Genomic DNA, 21,173 nt, shown 5'->3' on the forward strand with positions numbered 1-21,173 from the left:
TATATACCCCCGGGGGGGGGGGCCCCCACCGGGGCGGCTAAAAAAATAGGGGGGGCCCCCCGCCGGGCCGCCGGGCCCCCCCGCGGGGGCCCCCCCCTCTCTCACGTCCTGCCGGTGGCCGTCAGGCACCCCTGCGGGGGGCCGGGGGCAGCGCCGCCGGGACGTGCTGGGTCCCGACCCGCTGCCACACCGACTGCTGGCCGACGCGGGCGCTCTGGGCCCCCGCGCTGTAGGCGCTGTACGAGCCTCTGCCGCACGGGATGCTCCGGAAGGCGGTGAACCCCAGCTCCTCCTCACCGCTGCGATCGCCCGGCAGCGATCGGAAGGACCTGACGTACTCGGCGTAGAGCGCGTCGTAGATCGGCGTGGCCGAGGGGCCGCCATGGCGGTGGAAGGCGTCGTATGCGTACACGTATGTCCAAACGACCTCACGCTGGAAGGGATGCGGCCCAGGTGGCGGCCGTCCGGCACCCGCGTGATTCTCCGGTCAGGTTCCCGCCAGCGGCAGCGCCGCCGCGACCAGCTGTCCGCCCGCCGCCGCCTTGTCCAGCGCGTCCCGCAGGAGGTCCTCGCGCGGCTGCCGGCCGATCGAGCCCACCGGTGCCGCGAACATCAGTACCTGCTGGTGCTTGTTGGCCGCCGTGCGCCAGCCCTCCGTGACCTGGAGGGGCTGGTGCGCCTGCCACCAGGCCACCGGCCGGCCGCCGTCCGCGCCGGGCTGCAGCACCGCGTGCAGCTGGCCCATCGCGAGCAGCACCGACCAGCCGTGCAGCACGGAGGGCGTGGCCGCCAGCTCGGTGACCGGCATGAAGCCCTGTTCGATCAGCAGCGGCAGGAAGTCGTCCCCGGCTCCGGCCGTCCCGGGCCGCGCGATCGGCGCGGTCGGCTCCACCACCAGCGCCGGGTGCAGCTCCCCGGCGATCAGGACCAGACCGCTGGTCACCCCGAGCACCGCCTGTTCCGGGGCCTGCTCGGGCGGGGCGGGCCGCTGCCGCTCGGGCCGGGCGGCCTGGTCGGCGCTGATCGACCGCACGGCGCCCTGGAGCTGCTCCTCGGTGACCTTGACGACCTGCGAGGGCAGGCAGCCGGCGTGGGCGAAGGCGAGGACCGCGGTCTCGTCGCCGATGAAGAGAACGGTGCTGGTGCGCTCCTGCTCGCAGTCGCCCGGGGTGCGACAGGACGTGCAGTCGTAGCTGCCCGGGGCGGACTCCCCGGCGAGCAGGCGGTCGGCTTCTTCGTCGCCGATCTCGGCGCGTACGTCGTCGCTGACGTCGAGCATGCGCGGCACGGGGGGCTCCCTCGGAATGCGGTGCGTGACCGGACCGGGTGGCTCCTGGTCCGTGGTCCGGGCGGGTCCCCGGCTCATGCAAAGACAACGGGTGATCTGTGGCGGGAGTCACGCCCCATGGCCAACGGAATCGAACCATGCGACGCGCGTGATCGTCCCCCGGCCACCCGCCCGGCGGTACACCCAAGTGACCTGCGGTGGAAGGGGGTTGAGCCCGGACGCGGAACGTGATCGTCGCCGCTGGAAGTCGACAAATCATGAAATCAGTGAATGAATTGGGTGACTGGAAATGGCCGCGGTCCCGGTCGATACTCCGGTCGTGACCACATCGCAATCGGACACGGACAACCAGAAGGCAGGGTTCCGGGTCTAACCGGACGATGAGAAGCCCAGGGAGGAACCGCATCGCATGACGCCGCCGAACCCACCGGCCGCTCCGCTGCGCGCCGACTGCGTCGGCGACTCCGCGGGCGGTCTGACCTTCGACGTCGCCGCGCGCGGGAACACCGGGGCGGCCCTGCTCATCCTGCGCCGCCGCGACACCGACGCCGAGGAGACGGTCAGCCTGCCGCTGGCGCCGGCCGCCGAGGGCCTGCTGCGCGCCGCGCTGCCCAGCAGCGTCTCCCTGCCCGAGGGCCGCTGGGACGCCTACGCCGCCCTCTCCGACGGCGAGCCCCGGCGCCTGGTGCCCGGCGTCACCGACCTGCGCTCCCTCGCCGCCCGCATCCCCGGCGGGCTGCTCGGCCACGTCGCCGTCCGCATCCCGTACGCCACCCGCCAGGGCAACCTCACCGTCCGCAGCTGGCTGCGCGCCCCGCACGCGGAGACGGTGGAGCTGGGGCTGGTGAACGGCGGCCTGACCGTGCGCGGGCGGGTGTACGGCACCCAGCTGACCTCCGGCGCCCACGCCGAGCTGCGGGCCAGGACCGCCACCGACGGGGACGGGGGCGGAGTGCGGCGGGTGGACGTCCTCGCCGAGCGGGCCGACTTCGGCTTCACCGTGCGCTACGACACCCTGGCGCCGGGAGACTGGGACCTGTGGCTGCGGCCCGCCGGTGAGTCCGGCCCGGCCGTGCGCCTGGCGCGGCTGCTGGACGACGTCGCCGACAAGCACCCGGTCCTCACCTATCCCCGCGCGCGCGTGCTCACCCCCGACGGCCCCGTGGAGGCCGGGCCGTACTACACGGACGACAACGACCTGTCGCTCTCCGTCGTCCCGCCGGCCCCCTGACCCGCGCGAGGGAGATGGGGAGAACCTGTGAGCGAGGGGTGGCTTTCCTGTGTCCCGTGTTCGGTCCGCGTAAGCGATTTCGACGTCGTCCGCACGTCCGTTCGGGGGTGTTCGGGGACGGAATGCGGACCGGCTCGGGGACGCAATGCGGGTCAATTGCGTCCGCCTATTCGACGGTCCGTCGCGACACGCGGTAATTCACCTCACCCGCTCGCGAAAGGCGTACAAAACCGTCCGTCCGTGTGACGGAGTTCCCGTAAAACGCGCACCGTGATCCTGTGACAGAAATGTGACCGTAGGTGCATCCGTGCCCCGGGTCGGCGGCCTGGGCTTCCCCGGTCCGGGGGCAGGGCATAGCGTGGCCGCATGGCACCGATTCCGACACCCCCGGCCGAACCCCAGGACAGCCCGGACAGCTACGTCGGCCTCGATTCCGACGAGGCCGAGCGGCTGGCGCGCGAGCGCGGCTGGTCGACGGTGCGGTCCCTGGCGCCGGGCACGATCATCACCATGGAGTACCGCGTGGGTCGCCTCAACTTCGAGGTGAAGGACGGCCGCGTGGCCCGGTCCTGGAAGGGCTGAGGGGCGCTCAGCCGCCCGACAGGGGGCGTGCGGCCGGGGCCGTGCTGCGCGGGTGCCGGTCGGCGTGCGGCGGCCGTCGGCTGCCCGCGGGCGTCACCGGCATACGGTCCGAGCGCGCCGTGTGCGGGCCCGGAGCCAGATGCGCCGGGGCGCGGGTGGTGCGGGGTGAGGCCACCGGCTCGCGGGACGGCGCCTCCTCCCGGCCGGGGACCGGCGGGGTGAGGATCACGGGCGGGCCGGCCGGACGGCTCGTGGCGTCCTCGCTGCCGCGGCGGGCGTACCAGCGGTCGCGCAGGCCGAGGATCCAGGCCTCGGCGCGGGTGATCAGCGGTTCGAACCAGGGCAGCGCCAGCAGGATCAGCAGTCCGGCTGCCCAGCCGAGGAGCACGTCGCTCAGCCAGTGCGTACCGAGGTAGACGGTGGACATGCCCACCCCGAGCGAGGTGACCGCCATCAGGGCCGACAGCCAGCGCCGCGCCCTCGGCGTCGAGGCCAGGTAGGCCAGGATGCCCCAGGTCACGACGGCGTTCGCGGTGTGACCGCTCGGAAATATATCGCCGCCGAGCCACATCTCGTTGGAGCCGATCGTGGTCGCGTAGTGCGGTCCCAGGCGGCCCATGCCGTACTTGGCGGCACCGACCGTGACGTTCAGCAGGAGCAGGGAGGCGCCGAGGGCGAGCAGCGGGCGCAGGGTGTGCTGCCGCCAGGAGCGCCAGCCCAGCCAGGCCGCGACCATCACGGCGGTGGGGCCGCGCTGGCCCAGGACGACGTAGTAGTCGACGAAGGCGTGGATCTCCGGCCACTGCTGGTAGGGCCGGAAGAACATGACCTGCCAGTCGAGCCGGACCAGCCACGAGCTGATCAGCACGGCCCACACGATCGCGAGGTAGAACGCGAGGGTTCCGGCGAACAGCGCGATCCTGTGCCGGCTCATCTCCGGCACGGCCAGGAGCGCCGGTCGTTCCGGCTCCCGGTCCAGTCTCGCGAACACCCGGTCCAGACGGGTGAGCTTCCGTTCGGTACGCACCCAATCGACGTTACAGCGAGTGAGGAGTGATCCCAGCCGAATCAACGGGTTTGTGATGACGATGTGATGTGGGATTCCTCTCAGGCGGCGCTCTATTTTCGGCGAATGCGCAATCCCCGCGGGGCGTGGGCTTCAATTCCTTTGATCGGCCCGGTCGGCGGTTTTATCGTGCTTATGAATGAGTTAACCGAATGCTGGTACGGAATTCTCCCGGCGGCCACCGGGCGCCCGCGGCGGGTCAGGGCGGTCCCGACCCGTTCAGCCAGAACGCCCCGTACACCGCCGACACCACCGCGAGTCCCCCCACGACAAGCGCTGACCTGGACGTTCGTAGCCCGGCCAGGGCCACGGCGAGGGGCAGCAGCAGGGGGAAGGCGGGCAGCAGCAGCCGGGGCTTGGAGCCGAAGTAGCTCGACGCGCACAGGGCGAGCACCACGACGAGACCCGTGTACACCAGCAGCGCGAGCGGCTGGCGCCGCCGTACGCACACCACGTACAGCCAGACCAGCAACGCGACCCCGACGATCAGACCCACGCCCGCCAGGGCCCCCGGGAACGACGTGAACTTCCCGGCGACGAAGCGGGCGAAGGCCGCGCCTCCGTCGAAGCCGTTGCGCCAGCCGGCCTGCACGTCGAGATAGCCGAGCGGGCCCCCGCCGGTGCGGTGGCCGACCCACAGCACGTAGCCGGCGGCGCCCAGGGGCGCGAGGAGCATGCCGAGCACGCGCCGTGCGCCGTCGCCGGGGGCGCGCTCCGGCCGGTGGGCGCCGTCCGAGGAGGCGCCGCTCCGGCTTCGCACGAATGCCGCGACCGCGGCCACCCACACCGCCGCCGTCACCGCGAGCCCCACCGGGCGGGTCAGCCCGGCCAGCGCGGCCAGCGTCCCCGCCGTCACCCAGCGCCCGGTCAGCACCGCGTACAGCGACCAGGCGGCCAGCGCCGTGAACAGGGACTCGCTGTACGCCATCGACTGCACGACCGCGACCGGCAGCACCGCCCACAGCAGCACCGCGCAGACGCCGGCGCGGCGGCCGTGGAGTTGCTCCGCCACCGCGAAGATCCCCCAGGCCGCGGCGAGCGAGGCGAGCAGGCTCACGACGAACCCGGCATCCGCGTGCGACAGGGGCGTCACCGCCGCCCCGAGCCGCTCCAGCCACGGCAGCAGCGGGAAGAACGCCAGGTTGGAGTGGACGTCCCCGTTGGGCAGCCGCACCTCGTAGCCGTACCCCAGCTCGGCGACCCTCGTGTACCAGAGGGAGTCCCAGCGGGCCGTCAGCAGCGTGTACGCGCTCTTGTCGCGGGCGGCGCTCCACAGGGCCAGGGCGAGCAGGCCGAGGGCGCGTACGGCCGCGTAGCCCAGGAGCGCCGGGGCGGCCCGGCGCAGGGCACCTGGGCGGTCCGCCGCGCGCGTGTCAAGATCGGTCACGGGCTCGATTATCAGCCGGGCGGGGCGGCGGCCCGTCGGCCGGGCGGGCGGAACCGCGGCCGCGGCGGACATGCCGCACAGGTCACGCGGGGTGTGTGAGGCCCGCCACAGGTGCGGTGCGCGCTCTCGCGTAATCTGGCCAGTCACTCGCGTTCCGTTGCACGGCCCGGAGACCTCCGCTCCTCTCCGGCGACCCGCAGGGGAGTCCCCACCCCGCGCAGCCCGCCGGACGCGAGGGAACATGGAGGTACGTACATGTCCGGTACGACCACGGCCGCCGTCGAGCTGCGCCGTCGGGCTGCCGGGGCCGGTGCCAACCGCTGGGTGGTCCTGGTCGTCCTCTGCGTCAGCCTGCTGCTCGTCGCCGTGGACGCCACGGTTCTCCACGTGGCGGTCCCCGCCGTCACCGAGGATCTCAGGCCCGGTGCGATCGAGCTGCTCTGGATCGTCGACATCTATCCGCTGGTCTGCGCCTCGCTGCTGATCCTCTTCGGCACGCTGGGCGACCGGGTGGGCCGCAGACGGATCCTGCTGCTCGGCTACGCGCTCTTCGGCGTCGCCTCCGCGCTGGCGGCCCTCGCCGACAGCGCCCAGGTCCTGATCATGGCCCGAGCGCTGCTCGGGGTCGGCGGCGCGATGATCATGCCCGCGACGCTGTCGATCCTGCGCCAGGTCTTTCCCGACCGGCGCGAGCGGGCGCTGGCCATCGGCATCTGGAGCGCGGTGGCCGCGGTCGGCGCGGCGGTCGGGCCGCTGCTCGGCGGATTCCTCCTGGAGCACTTCTGGTGGGGCTCGGTCTTCCTCGTCAACATCCCGCTGATGCTGGTCAGCCTGCCGGTGGGGCGGCTGCTGCTGCCCGAGTCGAAGGGCGACGGGCGCGGGCCCTGGGACGTGGTCGGCGCGCTGATGGCGGCGGCCGGTCTCTTCGGGGTCGTCCTGGGCGTGAAGCGGCTGGGCGGCGGCGAACCGGTGGCGAGCCTGTTCACCGTGGTGCCGCTGGTGCTGGGCGCGGCCCTGCTGGTCGGGTTCGTACGGCGGCAGCGGCGGCGTACGCATCCGCTGGTCGACCTGGAGATGTTCCGGCGGCCGGCCTTCAGTACGTCGGTGGGGTGCATCGTGCTGGCCATGCTGGCGCTGGTGGGCCTGGAGCTGATCGCGGCGCAGTACCTGCAGCTGGTGCTCGGGCTGTCGCCGCTGGAGACCGGGCTGCGGCTGCTGCCGCTGACCTTCGCGGCGATGGCGGCGGGGCTGGCGGGCGCGCGGATGCTGCGGCGGTTCGGGCCGCGGCGGATGGTGTGCGCGGGGTTCTGCCTGACGGCCTTCGCGGTGGTGCTGCTGACGGCGCTGGGGCGGAGCGACAACTGCGCGCTGATGCTGTCCGGGTTCGTGCTGCTCGGGTTCGGTCTGGAGACGACGCTGTTCGGGGCGTACGAGTCGATGCTGAGTGAGGCGCCGCAGGAGCAGGCGGGTGGGGCGGCGGCGATCGGCGAGACGTCGTACCAGCTCGGGGCCGGGATCGGGATCGCGCTGCTGGGGAGTGTGATGAACGCGGCGTACGGGCCCGGGGTGACGGGGGGTGTGCCCGGGGTGCCGTCGTCGGCGTCGTCGGCGGCGGGGCATTCGCTGGGGGAGGCGTACGAGGTTGCCGCGCAGCTGGGCGGGGCTGCGGGGGTTGCGCTGCGGCGGGCCGCGGGGGACGCGTTCGTGCACGGGCTGCATGTGACGCTGGTGGTGAGTGCGGGGTTGTTGTTGCTGGGGGCGGTGATGGCGTTGCGGTTGCCGCGGGTGATGCAGTGCGAGGGGGAGGAGGCGGTGTCGGTGCCGGCGCCGCGGGACGCGGTGGAGTCACGCGTCTCGGTGTGACCGAAGGGCTCTCCCACCCGCGCACCGCCCGTTCACCGTCGGCCAAGAGGTCGAGGCCGCCCGCGGGGGTGCGCCGCCGTCGGCGGCTTGCGGTGGGAGTGCCGCGGACGCCGACGGTGCTCAGCCGTCCACGGGCGGCGTTCACCTGCCGGTTGGCGGTGAACGGGTGGTGCGTGGGTGGGAGACGTGGGGTGGTGGACGTGCGGCACCGGGCATCGTAACGTCGGCATCAGAACCGTAACTAGCGGCGCTAGTTTTACAGCCTCGGAGGGTGTCCCATGGCCTCGTCCCCCAAGTTGCCCGCCTTCGACCCCGTCGACCCCCTCGGTATCGACGACCTCCTGGACCCGGAGGACCTGGCGATCCGGGACACCGTGCGGGACTGGGCCGCCGACCGCGTGCTGCCGTACGTCGCCGACTGGTACGAGCGGGGCGAGCTGCCCGGCATCCGGGAACTCGCCCGCGAACTCGGCGGCATCGGCGCCCTCGGCATGTCGCTGGAGGGCTACGGCTGCGCCGGCGCCACCGCCGTGCAGTACGGCCTCGCCTGCCTGGAGCTGGAGGCGGCCGACTCCGGCATCCGCTCCCTGGTCTCCGTGCAGGGATCCCTCGCCATGTACGCCATCCACCGCTTCGGCAGCGAGGACCAGAAGCAGGCATGGCTGCCGCGCATGGCCGCCGGTGACGTCATCGGGTGCTTCGGGCTGACCGAGCCCGATCACGGGTCCGACCCGGCCAACATGCGCACCCACGCCAAGCGGGACGGCGGCGGGGACTGGATCCTCAACGGCCGCAAGATGTGGATCACGAACGGGTCGGTGGCCGGCGTGGCCGTCGTGTGGGCGCAGACCGAGGAGGGCATCCGGGGGTTCGTGGTGCCGGCCGACAGCCCCGGCTTCTCCGCCCCCGAGATCAAGCACAAGTGGTCCCTGCGGGCCAGCGTCACCAGCGAGCTGGTCCTGGACGACGTACGGCTGCCCGCCGACGCCGTACTGCCGGAGGTCACCGGGCTGCGCGGACCGCTCGGCTGTCTCACCCACGCCCGCTACGGCATCGTGTGGGGTTCGATGGGCGCGGCTCGCAGCTCCTTCGAGGCGGCCGTGGAGTACGCGAAGTCGCGGGAGCAGTTCGGGCGGCCCATCGGCGGCTTCCAGCTGACCCAGGCCAAGCTCGCCGACATGGCGGTCGAACTGCACAAGGGGATCCTGCTCGCCCACCACCTCGGGCGGCGTATGGACGCCGGCCGCCTGCGTCCCGAGCAGGTCAGCTTCGGCAAGCTCAACAACGTGCGCGAGGCCATCGACATCTGCCGCACGGCCCGCACGATCCTCGGCGCCAACGGGATCTCCCTCGAATACCCCGTCATGCGGCACGCGACGAACCTGGAATCGGTGCTCACCTATGAGGGCACCGTCGAGATGCACCAGCTGGTGCTGGGCAAGGCGCTCACCGGACTCGACGCCTTCCGGTAGGACGGGTCAGGTCCCGGGGGAGTCCGGCGTGGGGCGGGCGGGGCCGTGGTGAGCGGCCCCGCCTCAGCTCTGGTTGAAGAAACCGTCGGAACGGTGCGCGGCGGGCTCGCCGCTGATGACCTGGGTGTCGGCCGGGCTGAGCAGGAACACCCGGGTGGACACCCGCTCGATCGAACCGCGCAGGCCGAAGATGAGCCCGGCGGCGAAGTCGACGACGCGCTTGGCGTCGGTCGCCTCCATGGCCGTCAGGTTCATGATGACCGGGACCCCCTCCCGGAACAGCTCGCCGATGGACCGTGCGTCCCGGAAGCTGTCCGGGGTGACGGTCGCGATGCGGCGGCCCTTCTCCTCGGCCACGTCCGAGGCCACCTTCACCCGCGGGTCCGTGACCCAGGCGTCCCCGGAGTCGGTGCCCTCGGAGTAGTCGTCGTCGTAGTAGCGCTCGTCATCGTTGTCGTCGACGAGGCCGAGCCACGCACTCGCCTTGCGTACCGATCCCATGGACGCCTCCTCTCACAGCGGTCTTTCGTGCTTCCGCATCCCTATGGTCATCCATGATGCGGACGTCGCGCCAAGTGGATAGACGCCGCCCGGGGGGTTTGTGACGGTACTGGTGCACAGCGAATCCGTCGAGAGTCCTTGTGTCCCAAGGGTCGTTTCCCAAACGGCTGCTGACTGTGAGTGAAATATGATTCTTCGCGGCGGACGGGTGAGGCGGGGTGCGTACGGGTGAACGAGGGGTCGGTACGATGCCGCAGCTCAGCGTCGTACCAACCACGGGGGAGCGGTGTGTTCGGAATCGTCAGGCCCTGCAGGCACCGGCTCGGAGAGAGCCTCACGAGCCAGTGGATGGCGCATTTGTGCGGGCTGTGTCTCGCGCTGCGCAAGGATCACGGACAGTTCGCGCGGATCGTGACGAACTATGACGGGCTTCTCATATCGGTTTTGACGGAGGCTCAGGCCGGGAGCGGTGGTGCGGGAGCGGGGCGGCGCACCGCCGGGCCCTGTCCGCTGCGCGGGATGCGTACGGCGTCCGTCGCGCACGGCGAGGGGGCCCGGCTCGCGGCCGCCGTCTCGCTGGTGCTGGCCTCGGCCAAGGTGCGCGACCATGTCGCCGACGGGGACGGCCTGCTGGCGCGCCGTCCGGTGGCCCTCGCCGCTCGCCGGGTCGCCACCGGCTGGGACGCCGCGGGAGCGCGCGGCGGCAGTGCCGTCGGGTTCGACACCGCCGTCCTGGTCGACGCCGTGGACCGGCAGGGCGGCATCGAGGCCCTCGCCGGGCCGGGCACGCCGCTGCTCACCGTCACCGAGCCGACCGAGACCGCCACCGCCGCCGCCTTCGCGCACACCGCGCACCTGGCCGGCCGCCCGCACAACGCCGAGCCGCTCGCCGAGGCCGGGCGCCTCTTCGGCCGGCTCGCCCATCTCCTGGACGCCGTGGAGGACCGGGAGGCCGACGCCGCGTCCGGCGCCTGGAACCCGCTCACCGCGACCGGGACCCCGCTCACCGAGGCCCGGCGGCTCGCTGACGACGCGGTGCACGGGGTGCGGCTCGCCCTGCGCGAGGCGGAGTTCGGCGACGGGCGGCTCGTGCACCGGTTGCTCGTGCACGAGTTGGGCAACTCCGTCGACCGGGCGTTCGGCACCGTGTCGTGCGCCCACGGCGGCCATCCGTACGCCCCTCCCGGCACCCCGGGCGCACCCGGTGGCCCCGGTGCGCCGACGCCCCCGGAGCCGCCCCGGCGCGACCGGCGGGGGCTGCTCGCGGGGTGCGCCGTGTGGGTGGGGCTGGCCTGTACGTGCCAGCTGTGCTGCGGCACCTACCACGACCCGTGGAGCGGGGAACGCAAGGAGGGCTCGTGCACCAACTGCGACTGCGGCGGGTGCGACGGATGCTGCAGCTGCTGCGACTGCTGCAGCAACTGCTGTGACGGCGACGGGTGCGGCTGCGACGGCTGCGACTGCGGGTGCAGCTGCTGAGCCGCGGTCGGTCCGTCCGCTCGGGCGTGGAGGGTCGGCCCTCGGCCCGGAGCCGTCATGCGAACCAAATCCGAGAGTGAGGACGACGTCCGTGGACCGGAGCGAAGACCAGATCCTGGCCAGAGAGCTGGCTGCCCTCGGCGCGGCGGGCGGGGGTGGTCCCCTGATCCGGGCCGTGGGCAGGCTGATGAAGAAGGACGTGCATGAGATCGGGCTGCACGTCCCCCTGCCGTTCGACGACGTGGTGAAGCGCGTCTCCGGTGTGCTCGGGAAGGCGGGCCGTTCGGTCGAGGCGGTACCGCTCGCGTGCGGCGGCGAGGGCGAGGAGACGATTCGTGTGGTGGTGGACGGAGGAGCCGCCGGTATGAATCCCGTGGTGGTGACCGCACGGGTACGGACGGCGGGTGCGGACGGCGCGGAGATTCGGCTCCGCGCAGCCGCCAAGGAGGGCCTGATCAGGCAGCGCGCGGGGGAGAAGACCGCTGTGCGGCTCGCCGCCCTCCTCACCGCGGAGACCGGCACCGGCGGGTGAGGGCGCACGGCGCGTTCCGTACCGCGTACGAGGGCGCCACCCTCCGTTCCCGCCTCGGTCCGGTCGGACCGGTATGGAAGGGTTGGTCCCATGACGACGGACGCATCCGGCGAGTGGAAGCGGTGGCACGAACACCGCGTGGCGACGGTGTCGGCACCCTACGGGCCGCTCGCCCTCACCGGCACGCACTGGCTGGCGGACTATCCGGACGGGCAACTTCCGGACATTCCCGGGCGGTGGACGGCGGACGGCGACGCGGTGCTGCTGACGGCCACCGGTGCCGACGGGCTCACCGTGGACGGGCGGCCCCTCGACGGCGAGGTGCGGCTCACCGCCGACGCGGGGCCGGCCGGTGCGGCCCGGGTGGCGCTCGGGGAGCGGCGGCTGGTCGTACTGGTCCGCGAGGGCCTGTGGGGCGTGCGCGACTTCGACCCGGCGGCCCGCCCGCGGCGGGCGTTCCGCGGTATCGCGGCCACCCCGTACGATCCGCGCTGGTCGGTGCCGGGACGCTTCACGCCGTACGAGACCGGGCGGCGCAGTGTGCGGGTGGAGAACGCGGACGGCAGGGAGCGCGGCCTGGCCCTCGGCGGGGAGCTGGCCTTCGCCCTGGGCGGGCGGGAGCACACGCTCCAGGTGAGCGTCGAGGACGACGGTTCGCTGTGGGCGGTCTTCGCCGACGGCAGCAGCGGAAGCACCAGTTACCGCTTCCGGTTCCTGCGCCCGCCCGCGCCGGACGCCGAGGGCCGTACGACGGTCGACCTCAACCGCGCGCTGCTGCCGCCGTGCGCGTTCGCCGACCACTTCGTCTGTCCCTTCCCGCCGCCGGGGAACACGCTGGTGGTCCGCGTCGAGGCGGGGGAGCGGGAACTGCGCTGAGGTTCAGCGGGGTTGGCAGGGGTCGTTCAAAGATCAACGGCCGAAAGGCACCCTTGCGCCGACCGGTCGTTCGGCCGAATACTCCAACCTCAGCGCTTGTCAGGGGCACGACGCTTCCGGAACCCGGCGGTCCGCCCCTGGCTGCGCCTCACGGGCCCAACCCCACACGAGGGCCCCCGACTTCCCATGTGGAGGAACGAAAAGTGAGGATCAAGCGCACCACCCCCCGCAGCGGCATCACGAGACGGACTCGGCTGATCGCCGTATCCACCGGCCTCGTGGCCGCGGCCGCCGTCGCGATCCCCAGCGCGACCGCGGCACCCGCCCCGGCCACCTTCAGCGCCGCCGAACTCAGCAGTGCCAGCGGCGCGGTGCTCAAGGCCGACGTCCCGGGCACCGCCTGGGCCGTCGACAGTAAGTCTGGCCGGGTGCTGCTCACCGTCGACAGCACCGTCTCCCAGGCCGAGATCGCGAAGATCAAGGAGCAGGCCGGCGACAAGGCCGGCGCGCTCACGGTCAAGCGCACCCCCGGCACGTTCAGCAAGCTCATCCAGGGCGGCGACGCCATCTACGCGAGCAGCTGGCGCTGCTCCCTCGGCTTCAACGTCCGTTCCAGCAGCGGCGCCGAGTACTTCCTGACCGCCGGTCACTGCACCGACGGCGCCGGCTCCTGGCGCTCCAGCTCCGGCGGCACGGTCATCGGACAGACGGCGGGCTCCAGCTTCCCGGGCAACGACTACGGCATCGTGCGGTACACGGGGTCCGTCAGCAGGCCCGGTACCGCGAACGGCGTGGACATCACCCGCGCCGCCACCCCGAGCGTGGGCACCACCGTCATCCGTGACGGCTCCACCACCGGTACCCACAGCGGCCGGGTCACCGCCCTGAACGCCACCGTCAACTACGGCGGCGGCGACGTCGTCGGCGGGCTGATCCAGACCACGGTCTGCGCCGAGCCCGGTGACTCCGGCGGCTCGCTCTACGGCAGCAACGGCACCGCGTACGGTCTGACCTCCGGCGGCAGCGGCAACTGCTCCTCCGGCGGTACGACGTTCTTCCAGCCGGTCACGGAGGCCCTGAGCGCCTACGGCGTCAGCGTCTACTAGTCCGGCCCGGTCGGCAGTACAGCGAGCCCCCGTGCACCAACCGGTGTGCGGGGGCTCTCCCGTGCCCGGGTCCGGACGGATCCGCGCGACCACCGCGTGTAGATGCACACCCGGCGACCGGAAGGCAAGGGGTGACTTTCGGACAGGGTGGGACCGGTTCGGCCGGTCTTCGGTTACTCGTCCGTAGCGTTTGCTGGTGTGTTCGCTCCGTGAATCCTGCTGGAAGGGACATGAATGGTGAAGGCCGTGTGACCACGCTGAAGTTGTCGTGCGCACGTCTCGAAGTCGACCTTGTGTGCTCCCTGTGGAATCGGAAGAGTTAGCGCTCGTCAACCAGCCTTCCGGTTCGCGAGGTCCCCACAACCTCCCGGGCCGACCCCCCACAGGAGGACATGAGTTGAAGCACCGACGCATACCCAAGCGACGGGCCGCGGTCGTAGGCGCGGGCATCACCGCACTGGTCGCGGCGGGAGTCACCTTCCAGAGTGCGAACGCCAGTGAGGCCCCGCAGTCCGCCGCCCCCGAGACCCTCTCGGTCACGGCGGCCGGAAAGCTCGCCTCCACGCTCCTCGGCGACCTCGGCACCGACGCCGCCGGCACGTACTACGACGCACAGGCGAAGAGCCTCGTGGTCAACGTGCTCGACAAGGCCGCCGCGCAGACCGTCGAGGAGGCCGGCGCCAAGGCGAGAGTCGTGGAGAACTCGCTCGCCGAGCTGAAGAGCGCGCGCACCACGCTCACCGAGGACGCGGCCATCCCGGGCACGTCCTGGGCGACCGACCCGACCACCAACAAGGTCGTCGTCACCGCGGACCGCACGGTCTCCAAGGCCGAGCTGACCAAGCTGACCAAGGTGGTCGACGGGCTCGGCGCCAAGGCCGAACTCAAGCGCACCAAGGGCGAGTACAAGCCCTTCATCGCGGGCGGCGACGCCATCACCGACGGCAGCGGGCGCTGCTCGCTCGGCTTCAACGTCACCAAGGGCGGCGAGCCGCACTTCCTGACCGCCGGGCACTGCACCGAGGGAATCACCAGCTGGCAGGACTCCTCCGGCAACCAGCTCGGCGAGAACGTGACGTCCAGCTTCCCGGACGACGACTACGGTCTGGTCAAGTACAGCGGCGACGTGGACCACCCGAGCGAGGTGAACCTCTACAACGGTTCCACCCAGGCCATCTCGGGCGCCGCCGACGCCACCGTCGGCATGGAGGTCACCCGCAGCGGTTCCACCACCCAGGTGCACGACGGCAAGGTGACCGGCCTGGACGCCACCGTCAACTACGGCAACGGCGACATCGTCAACGGCCTGATCCAGACCGACGTCTGCGCCGAGCCCGGCGACAGCGGCGGCTCGCTCTTCTCGGGCGACCAGGCGGTCGGCCTCACCTCCGGCGGCAGCGGCGACTGCACCTCCGGCGGCGAGACCTTCTTCCAGCCGGTGACGGAGGCCCTGTCGGCCACCGGTACGCAGATCGGCTGAGCACGCGCGGTACACGGCACGCGGGAGTCCCGTCCCTTGTGGGGCGGGACTTCCGCGTGTGCGCGTCCGTGTGGGTACGTCCCCGTGTGTGCGGGGCCGTGGGTCAGCCGGCCCGCGTGGGCAGCTCCGGCTCCCGGCGTGCGCGGCGCAGTACGGACGCCAGCATCGTGATGACCGTCCCCGCGACCGCCCACGCCCACAGCACCAGCAGGGACTCGGTCACGTCGTTCGCCTTGAAGTACGCGATCGAACGCGCCGCCCAGGTGCCCGCGCCCGGCGGCAGCGCCGGTCCGATCGCCTGCCAGAACGGCGGCAGCATCGGCAGTGGGAAGGCCCCGCCCGCACTCGGATTGCCCGCGATCACCACCAGCAGGATCGCCAGCCCGATGCCGACGATCCCGAAGACCCCCTGGAGGGCGAGCGTGGCGGCGCCCACCGCGAAGGTGATCAGCGCGCCGAGCCCCCACAGGTCCACCACACTGCCGGGCAGCGCGCCCAGGACCGGCCCGACGATCACCGCGCCGCCGAGTCCGCCGACGATCGACACCAGCGCCATCACGATCAGCCGGATCCCCGCCCGGCGCGGGTTGGCCGGCCGGGCGCCGGTGCTGATCGCCAGGATCGAGGCGCACAGATAGCCGCCGACACACCAGCCCACCACCAGGTAGAACGACGACAGCCCGTCGAAGTCCCGGGCCGAGGCGGGGGCCACGTCGACGGTGCGCACCGCGCGGTCCCGGCTCCGCTCCACCTCGGCGACCAGGCCCTCCAGCGTGGTGGCGAGGACGGTGCCGCCGCCGGAGGCGACCAGCAGGGTGTCGGTGCGGCCGGAGCCCTCGACGACCAGGGCGCCGTCGATGTCCCGGTTCTCGATCTGCTTGCGGGCGCTCGCCGCGTCGGCCACCGTCCGCGGGTCCAGCGGTGACCCGGGCAGCCCCTCCAGCGCGCTCACCGTCCGGTCGGCGGCCGCCGGGGGCGCGACCACCCCGAAGGGCACGTCCCTCGGCTTCGGGTCGTGCAGCGCACCCACGTAGGAGGCGATGAAGAGCAGCTGGAGCGCGATCACGCCGAGCACGAGCAGGGTGGCGCGCGGGGTGACGGCGTCCTTCACCTCGGCGAGGAAGGAGCTGCTGCGCGTGCCGGGGTAGCCCGGTGTGTGTGACATGTCCTCACGGTCCGGGCCTGAGGGTGTTTGCGCAGGTGGGACGGGGCCGAACGGATGTCGTACACACATTCGAAAATTGGTCTATGGTGGGGGTGAGGTAGTTGGGAACAGACGTTCGATAGGTGTAGGGCCCAGGACGTCGGGTTCATGAGATCGGAGGTGCGTGTGCCGGGTTTCACGCATCTGCACACCGTCTCCGGGTTCTCCGCCCGCTACGGCGCCTCCCACCCGGAGCGGCTGGCCGAGCGCGCCTCGGAGCGGGGCATGGACGCCCTCGCCCTCACCGACCGCGACACCCTCGCGGGCACGGTCCGCTTCGCCAAGGCCTGCGCGAAGGCGGGGGTCCGCCCGCTGTTCGGCGCGGACCTGGCGGTGGCCGCCCCCGAGTCCGGGACCGGCCGCACGGAGACCTCCGTACGCCGGGACCGGCGCCGCGTCCCCGTGCGCGGCGGCGCCTTCGTCGACGAGTCGGCCCCGCGGGTCACCTTTCTCGCCCGGGACGGCGCCCGCGGCTGGGCGGACCTGTGCCGCCTCGTCTCCGCCGCCCACACCGCCGAGGAGACCCCGCAGCTCGCCTGGGCCGACAACCACGCCGACGGCCTGACCGTCCTGCTCGGCCCCGGCTCCGACGTCGGCCGCGCCCTCGCCGCCGGCCGCCCCGACCGCGCGGCGAAGCTCCTCGTCCCCTGGCGGGAGGTCTACGGCGACGCCCTGCGCCTGGAGGCCGTCTGGCACGGCCGCGAAGGGACCGGCCCCGGCTCCCTGCGGCTGGCCGCACGCACCGTCGGCCTCGCCGCCGAGCAGGGCGTCCGGCCGGTGCTCAGCAACGCCGTCCGCTACGCCGACCCCGGCCAGGGCCGGGTCGCCGACGTCCTGGACGCCGCCCGCCGCCTCGTCCCGATCGACGCCACCGGGGAGCTGGACTCCGGTGAGGCGTGGCTCAAGGACGCCGACGCCATGCGGCACGCCGCCGAGCGGATCGTCGAGTCCGCGGGCTTCCGCCGTGACACGGCCCACCGCCTGCTGGAGCAGACCCGGGCGACGGCCGCCGAGTGCCTGGTCGACCCCGAGGACGACCTCGGCATGGGCGCCGTCCACTTCCCCGAACCCCACCTCGTGGGCGCCGGCCGCCGCACCGCCCAGCGGGCGCTCGCCTCCCGGGCGGTGGCCGGCATGGTGCTGCGCGGCTACGACCGGCGGCGCGGCCACCGGGAGTACTGGGAGCGGATGCACCACGAGCTGGACATCATCGCCCACCACGGCTTCGCCTCGTACTTCCTCACCGTCGCCCAGGTCGTGGACGACGTGCGGCACATGGGCATCCGGGTCGCCGCGCGCGGCTCCGGCGCGGGCTCGCTCGTCAACCACCTCCTCGGCATCGCGCACGCCGACCCGGTCGAGCACGGGCTGCTGATGGAGCGGTTCCTGTCCAGGGAGCGGGTGGTGCTGCCCGACATCGACATCGACGTGGAGTCCGCGCGCCGGCTGGAGGTCTACCGCGCGATCATCGGCCGGTTCGGCACCGAGCGGGTCGCCACGGTCGCGATGCCGGAGACGTACCGGGTGCGCCACGCCGTCCGCGACGTCGGGGCCGCCCTGTCCATGGACCCGGCCGAGATCGACCGCGTCGCCAAGTCCTTCCCGCACATCCGCGCCCGCGACGCCCGCGCCGCGCTGGAGGAGCTGCCCGAGCTGAGGGAGCTGGCGGAGGAGTCCCGCCGGGACGGGGGAGGGAGGTTCGGCAGGTTCTGGGAGCTGGTCGAGGGACTCGACGCCCTCCCGCGCGGCATCGCCATGCACCCCTGCGGCGTCCTGCTGTCCGACGCCTCCCTGCTCTCCCGTACGCCGGTGATGCCGACCAGCGGCGAGGGCTTCCCGATGGCGCAGTTCGACAAGGACGACGTGGAGGACCTGGGGCTGCTCAAGCTGGACGTGCTCGGTGTGCGGATGCAGTCGGCGATGGCGCACGCGGTCGCCGAGGTGAAGCGGGCCGCGGGCACCGAGATCGATCTGGACGCGGTACCGGAGGGCGACCCGGCGACGTACCGGATGATCCGCTCCGCCGAGACGCTGGGCTGCTTCCAGATCGAGTCGCCGGGCCAGCGGGACCTGGTCGGGCGGCTCCAGCCGGCCACCTTCCACGACCTCGTGGTCGACATCTCGCTCTTCCGCCCCGGTCCGGTCGCCGCCGACATGGTACGGCCGTTCATCGAGGCGCGGCACGGGCGGGCGCCGGTGCGCTACCCGCACGAGGACCTGGCGGAGCCGCTGGAGGGGACGTACGGGGTCGTCGTCTTCCACGAGCAGATCATCGACATCGTCGACATCATGACCGGCTGCGGACGGGGCGAGGCGGACCGGGTGCGGCGCGGGCTCTCCGACCCGGAGTCGCAGGGGCGGATCAAGGTGTGGTTCGCCCAGCACGCGGCGGAGCACGGGTACGACGCGGAAACGATTCAGCGCACCTGGGAGATCATCGAGGCCTTCGGCTCGTACGGCTTCTGCAAGGCACACGCGGTCGCCTTCGCGGTGCCGACGTACCAGTCGGCGTGGCTGAAGGCCCACCACCCGGCCGCCTTCTACGCGGGCCTGCTCACCCACGACCCCGGCATGTACCCCAAGCGGCTGTTGCTGGCGGACGCGCGGCGGCGCGGGGTGCCGATCCTGCCCCTGGACGTGAACAAGTCCGGGGTCGCACACAGGATCGAACTGGTGTCCGAAGGTAAGCGGCGGGAGCCCGTGTGGGGCCTGCGCCTCGCCCTCTCCGACGTGCACGGCATCAGCGAGGCCGAGGCGGAACGGGCCGCCGAGGGGCAGCCGTACGCCTCCCTGCTCGACTTCTGGGAACGGGCCCGCCCCAGCAGGCCGCTGGCCGGACGGCTCGCCCAGGTCGGCGCGCTGGACGCGTTCGGCGCCAACCGCCGCGACCTGCAACTGCACCTGACCGAGCTGCACCGCGGCGCCCGGGCCGGACGCGGCGACCAGCTGCCCCTGACCGGCGGCCGGAAGACCGCGTCCGCCGGACTGCCCGACCTCACCTCGGCGGAGCGGCTCAGCGCCGAGCTGGGCGTGCTGTCCATGGACGCCTCGCGCAACCTGATGGACGACCACCGCACCTTCCTGCGCGAGCTGGGCGTGGTCTCGGCCAAGCGGCTGCGCGAGGCGAGGCACGGGGAGGCGGTGCTGGTCGCGGGCGCCAAGGCGGCCACGCAGACCCCGCCGATCCGCTCCGGGCGCCGGGTCATCTTCTCCACCCTCGACGACGGCACCGGCCTGGTCGACCTCGCCTTCTTCGACGACTCCCACGACGCCTGCGCGCACACCGTCTTCCACTCCTGGCTGCTGCTGGTGCGCGGGGTGGTGCAGCGGCGCGGCCCGCGCAGCCTCAGCGTGGTCGGCTCCGCCGCCTGGAACCTCGCCGACCTGCTGGAGGTGCGGTCCGCGGAGGGCCTGGAGGGCGTCGCGGCCCGGCTCGCCGAGGCCCCCGGGGCGGGTCCCGAGACGGCCGACGGCGACGGGGGGCAGCGGAGGATCCGCATGTCCACGGGGTACGAGATGCACCCCTGGGCCGATCTGCGCCCCGCGGGCGAAGGGCCCGCGGTGGGAAGGAAGTTGTGGCACCAGAGTCCGGGGAGTGCGGGATGACCATTCTCTGCGTACGTTTCCAGCTGCCGCCGATGTACGAGGCGGCCCTGCCCCAGCTGCTGGGGCTCCTGGAGGAGTTCACGCCGGTCGTCGAGGCGTTGCCGCCCGACGGCGCGCTGGCCGACCTGCGCGGCGCCGAGCGGTACTTCGGCCGCGACGCCGTGGAACTGGCCGCGGTGATCCGTGTCCGCGCCCTCGCGCTGTACGGCGTCGACTGCCTGATCGGCGCCGGGCCGGGCCCGATGCCGGCCCGCATGGCCCTGCGGGACGCCCGGCCGGGGCTGACCCGCGCGGTACCCGAGGGCGGGGTGCGGGAGTTCCTCGCCGGCAAACCCGTCGCCGCGCTGCCCGGCGTCGGCACCGCGACCGCCCGCACGCTGTGCGAGTACGGCCTCGACACCCTCGGCCGGGTCGCCGCCGCGCCCCTGTCCACGCTCCAGCGCCTGCTCGGCGCGCGGACGGGCCGCGAGCTGCACGAGAAGGCCAACGGCATCGACCGCGGCCGGGTCGTCCCCAACGGGATCTCCCGCTCACTGGCCGCCGAACGTCCCTTCGACCGCGACGAGCTGGACCCCGGCCGGCACCGCCGCGCCCTGCTCTCGGCCGCCGAGGAACTGGGCGCCCGGCTGCGGGCCGTGGAGAAGGTGTGCCGCACCCTCACCCTCACCGTCCGCTACGCCGACCGGTCGGCCACCACGCGCAGCCGCACCCTGAAGGAGCCGACCGCGCACTCGGCGGCGCTGACGCGGGCCGCGTACGGCATGTACGAGGCGCTCGGTCTCCAGCGTGCCCGGGTCCGGTCGGTCGTCCTGCGCGCCGAGGGCCTCGCCCCCGCCGAACAGGCCTCCCACCAGCTCACCTTCGACCCCGTGGACGAGAAGGTCCGCCGGATCGAGGAGGTCGCGGACCGGGCGCGGGCGAAGTTCGGGCCGCGCGCGGTGATGCCGGGGTCCCTGGCGGTGGCCTGAGGCCCTCGCGGGTCAGTTGGCCCACGGCGGGGTGAGCCGGGTGCCGTCGGCCAGTTCGGCCGTCAGGCCGACGGAGGTGGTGACCCAGGTCGTCGCCGTCCGGTCGGTGGGATTCTCCACGGCGAGGGTCGCCCCCGGGCCGATGATCACGGTGTCGCCCGCCGTGACGCGCTCGGTGCGGCCGTCGAGGACGATCAGCAGTTCGCCGGTGAGCAGGTGGAGGATCTCCTCCCGGTCGACGGTGTGCGCGGGCGCCCGCGTCCCCGCCGGGATCTCGCCCCGCCAGGCACAGAGCTGACTGCTGCCGGTGCGGGGGGTGGCGTACGAGACGAAACGGGCGCCGTGGATCTCGTGGGTGACGCCTTCGGACGAGCGGATGACGGGCACGGGGGTCTCCTGTGGGTGAGGGGGCTCGGGGTGCGTTGTCGGCTGCGGGCAGTCGGTGGCTGGTCGCGCAGTTCCCCGCGCCACTTGACGGCGTCCAGGTGACGTCCCTCAAGGGCGGCGGGGAACTGCGCGTGCAACCACGACG

Annotated in this window: 18 protein-coding genes; 11 read left to right on the forward strand and 7 right to left on the reverse strand. The window is 72.9% G+C overall.

Annotated elements, in window-relative coordinates; translation table 11 throughout:
• Nucleotides 1–121 precede the first annotated feature (121 nt).
• The gene (locus ACFW01_RS37410; RefSeq protein WP_122617418.1) at nucleotides 122–412 is read right to left on the reverse strand and encodes a hypothetical protein; all 291 of its coding nucleotides are present in this window, start codon (nucleotides 410–412) and stop codon (nucleotides 122–124) included.
• A 75-nt stretch (nucleotides 413–487) separates the two neighbouring features.
• A complete protein-coding gene (locus ACFW01_RS37415) occupies nucleotides 488–1,288 on the reverse strand; it encodes a hypothetical protein (RefSeq protein WP_234960763.1) in 801 nt (266 codons plus the stop codon).
• Between the two features lie 409 nt (nucleotides 1,289–1,697).
• On the opposite strand from ACFW01_RS37415, the gene ACFW01_RS37420 reads away from it, so the two are divergent.
• Both ACFW01_RS37420 and ACFW01_RS37425 read left to right on the forward strand, forming a co-directional pair.
• The gene (locus ACFW01_RS37420) at nucleotides 1,698–2,519 is read left to right on the forward strand and encodes a hypothetical protein (RefSeq protein ID WP_234960764.1); all 822 of its coding nucleotides are present in this window, start codon (nucleotides 1,698–1,700) and stop codon (nucleotides 2,517–2,519) included.
• A gap of 366 nt (nucleotides 2,520–2,885) precedes the next feature.
• Nucleotides 2,886–3,101, forward strand: coding sequence for an I78 family peptidase inhibitor (locus ACFW01_RS37425; protein WP_122617415.1), 216 nt, complete (start codon nucleotides 2,886–2,888; stop codon nucleotides 3,099–3,101).
• A gap of 7 nt (nucleotides 3,102–3,108) precedes the next feature.
• On the opposite strand, the gene ACFW01_RS37430 is transcribed toward ACFW01_RS37425, so the two are convergent.
• Both ACFW01_RS37430 and ACFW01_RS37435 read right to left on the reverse strand, forming a co-directional pair.
• Nucleotides 3,109–4,128: a phosphatase PAP2 family protein gene (locus tag ACFW01_RS37430; protein WP_234960765.1), complete on the reverse strand. Its 1,020-nt coding sequence runs from the start codon at nucleotides 4,126–4,128 to the stop codon at nucleotides 3,109–3,111.
• A 238-nt stretch (nucleotides 4,129–4,366) separates the two neighbouring features.
• Nucleotides 4,367–5,554: a mannosyltransferase family protein gene (locus ACFW01_RS37435; protein ID WP_384511208.1), complete on the reverse strand. Its 1,188-nt coding sequence runs from the start codon at nucleotides 5,552–5,554 to the stop codon at nucleotides 4,367–4,369.
• Between the two features lie 255 nt (nucleotides 5,555–5,809).
• Between ACFW01_RS37435 and ACFW01_RS37440 the strand changes: the two genes are divergently transcribed.
• Together ACFW01_RS37440 and ACFW01_RS37445 are read left to right on the forward strand one after the other, a co-directional pair.
• Complete coding sequence (locus tag ACFW01_RS37440) at nucleotides 5,810–7,417, forward strand: MFS transporter (RefSeq protein ID WP_234960767.1); 1,608 nt, start codon at nucleotides 5,810–5,812, stop codon at nucleotides 7,415–7,417.
• A 278-nt stretch (nucleotides 7,418–7,695) separates the two neighbouring features.
• Nucleotides 7,696–8,889, forward strand: a complete 1,194-nt coding sequence (locus ACFW01_RS37445; protein ID WP_234960768.1) for an acyl-CoA dehydrogenase family protein — start codon at nucleotides 7,696–7,698, stop codon at nucleotides 8,887–8,889.
• Nucleotides 8,890–8,952: 63 nt separating this feature from the next.
• Here the strand turns inward: ACFW01_RS37445 and ACFW01_RS37450 are convergent, their stop codons facing one another.
• Complete coding sequence (locus ACFW01_RS37450; RefSeq protein ID WP_161327782.1) at nucleotides 8,953–9,390, reverse strand: cell division protein SepF; 438 nt, start codon at nucleotides 9,388–9,390, stop codon at nucleotides 8,953–8,955.
• A 288-nt stretch (nucleotides 9,391–9,678) separates the two neighbouring features.
• On the opposite strand from ACFW01_RS37450, the gene ACFW01_RS37455 reads away from it, so the two are divergent.
• The 5 genes from ACFW01_RS37455 to ACFW01_RS37475 all read left to right on the forward strand — a co-directional run bounded on the left by ACFW01_RS37455 (nucleotide 9,679) and on the right by ACFW01_RS37475 (nucleotide 14,863).
• Nucleotides 9,679–10,869, forward strand: coding sequence for a DUF5685 family protein (locus ACFW01_RS37455; RefSeq protein WP_384511212.1), 1,191 nt, complete (start codon nucleotides 9,679–9,681; stop codon nucleotides 10,867–10,869).
• 91 nt (nucleotides 10,870–10,960) lie between these two features.
• Nucleotides 10,961–11,401 (forward strand): hypothetical protein, encoded by a 441-nt coding sequence (locus ACFW01_RS37460; RefSeq protein WP_384511215.1) that lies wholly within the window; start codon nucleotides 10,961–10,963, stop codon nucleotides 11,399–11,401.
• A gap of 90 nt (nucleotides 11,402–11,491) precedes the next feature.
• Nucleotides 11,492–12,277, forward strand: coding sequence for a DUF1684 domain-containing protein (locus ACFW01_RS37465; RefSeq protein ID WP_384511218.1), 786 nt, complete (start codon nucleotides 11,492–11,494; stop codon nucleotides 12,275–12,277).
• A gap of 203 nt (nucleotides 12,278–12,480) precedes the next feature.
• A complete protein-coding gene (locus tag ACFW01_RS37470; RefSeq protein WP_234960772.1) occupies nucleotides 12,481–13,383 on the forward strand; it encodes a S1 family peptidase in 903 nt (300 codons plus the stop codon).
• Nucleotides 13,384–13,780: 397 nt separating this feature from the next.
• Complete coding sequence (locus tag ACFW01_RS37475) at nucleotides 13,781–14,863, forward strand: S1 family peptidase (RefSeq protein WP_234960773.1); 1,083 nt, start codon at nucleotides 13,781–13,783, stop codon at nucleotides 14,861–14,863.
• A 103-nt stretch (nucleotides 14,864–14,966) separates the two neighbouring features.
• On the opposite strand, the gene ACFW01_RS37480 is transcribed toward ACFW01_RS37475, so the two are convergent.
• Nucleotides 14,967–16,028: a DUF3533 domain-containing protein gene (locus ACFW01_RS37480; protein WP_234960774.1), complete on the reverse strand. Its 1,062-nt coding sequence runs from the start codon at nucleotides 16,026–16,028 to the stop codon at nucleotides 14,967–14,969.
• A gap of 165 nt (nucleotides 16,029–16,193) precedes the next feature.
• Here ACFW01_RS37480 and ACFW01_RS37485 point away from each other — a divergent pair, with 165 nt between their 5' ends.
• Both ACFW01_RS37485 and ACFW01_RS37490 read left to right on the forward strand, forming a co-directional pair.
• Nucleotides 16,194–19,673, forward strand: a complete 3,480-nt coding sequence (locus ACFW01_RS37485) for a DNA polymerase III subunit alpha (protein ID WP_384511226.1) — start codon at nucleotides 16,194–16,196, stop codon at nucleotides 19,671–19,673.
• Nucleotides 19,670–20,641 carry a hypothetical protein gene (locus ACFW01_RS37490; RefSeq protein WP_384511223.1) on the forward strand — a complete coding sequence of 324 codons (972 nt, stop codon included), beginning with the start codon at nucleotides 19,670–19,672 and terminating at the stop codon, nucleotides 20,639–20,641. The genes ACFW01_RS37485 and ACFW01_RS37490 overlap by 4 nt, the downstream gene beginning before the upstream one ends.
• A gap of 12 nt (nucleotides 20,642–20,653) precedes the next feature.
• Here the strand turns inward: ACFW01_RS37490 and ACFW01_RS37495 are convergent, their stop codons facing one another.
• A complete protein-coding gene (locus tag ACFW01_RS37495) occupies nucleotides 20,654–21,028 on the reverse strand; it encodes a cupin domain-containing protein (protein ID WP_234960776.1) in 375 nt (124 codons plus the stop codon).
• Nucleotides 21,029–21,173 lie beyond the last annotated feature (145 nt).

The organism is Streptomyces sp. NPDC058985, assembly GCF_042740985.1.
In the GTDB taxonomy this organism is placed as follows: domain Bacteria; phylum Actinomycetota; class Actinomycetes; order Streptomycetales; family Streptomycetaceae; genus Streptomyces.

Bases quoted from the DNA above. Each gene is read 5' to 3' on its own strand.
- ACFW01_RS37440 (WP_234960767.1), top strand. From the start codon at position 5,810: ATGTCCGGTACGACCACGGCCGCCGTCGAGCTGCGCCGTCGGGCTGCC.
- ACFW01_RS37465 (WP_384511218.1), top strand. From the start codon at position 11,492: ATGACGACGGACGCATCCGGCGAGTGGAAGCGGTGGCACGAACACCGC.
- ACFW01_RS37420 (WP_234960764.1), top strand. From the start codon at position 1,698: ATGACGCCGCCGAACCCACCGGCCGCTCCGCTGCGCGCCGACTGCGTC.
- ACFW01_RS37480 (WP_234960774.1), bottom strand. From the start codon at position 16,028: ATGTCACACACACCGGGCTACCCCGGCACGCGCAGCAGCTCCTTCCTC.
- ACFW01_RS37445 (WP_234960768.1), top strand. From the start codon at position 7,696: ATGGCCTCGTCCCCCAAGTTGCCCGCCTTCGACCCCGTCGACCCCCTC.
- ACFW01_RS37450 (WP_161327782.1), bottom strand. From the start codon at position 9,390: ATGGGATCGGTACGCAAGGCGAGTGCGTGGCTCGGCCTCGTCGACGAC.
- ACFW01_RS37490 (WP_384511223.1), top strand. From the start codon at position 19,670: ATGACCATTCTCTGCGTACGTTTCCAGCTGCCGCCGATGTACGAGGCG.
- ACFW01_RS37425 (WP_122617415.1), top strand. From the start codon at position 2,886: ATGGCACCGATTCCGACACCCCCGGCCGAACCCCAGGACAGCCCGGAC.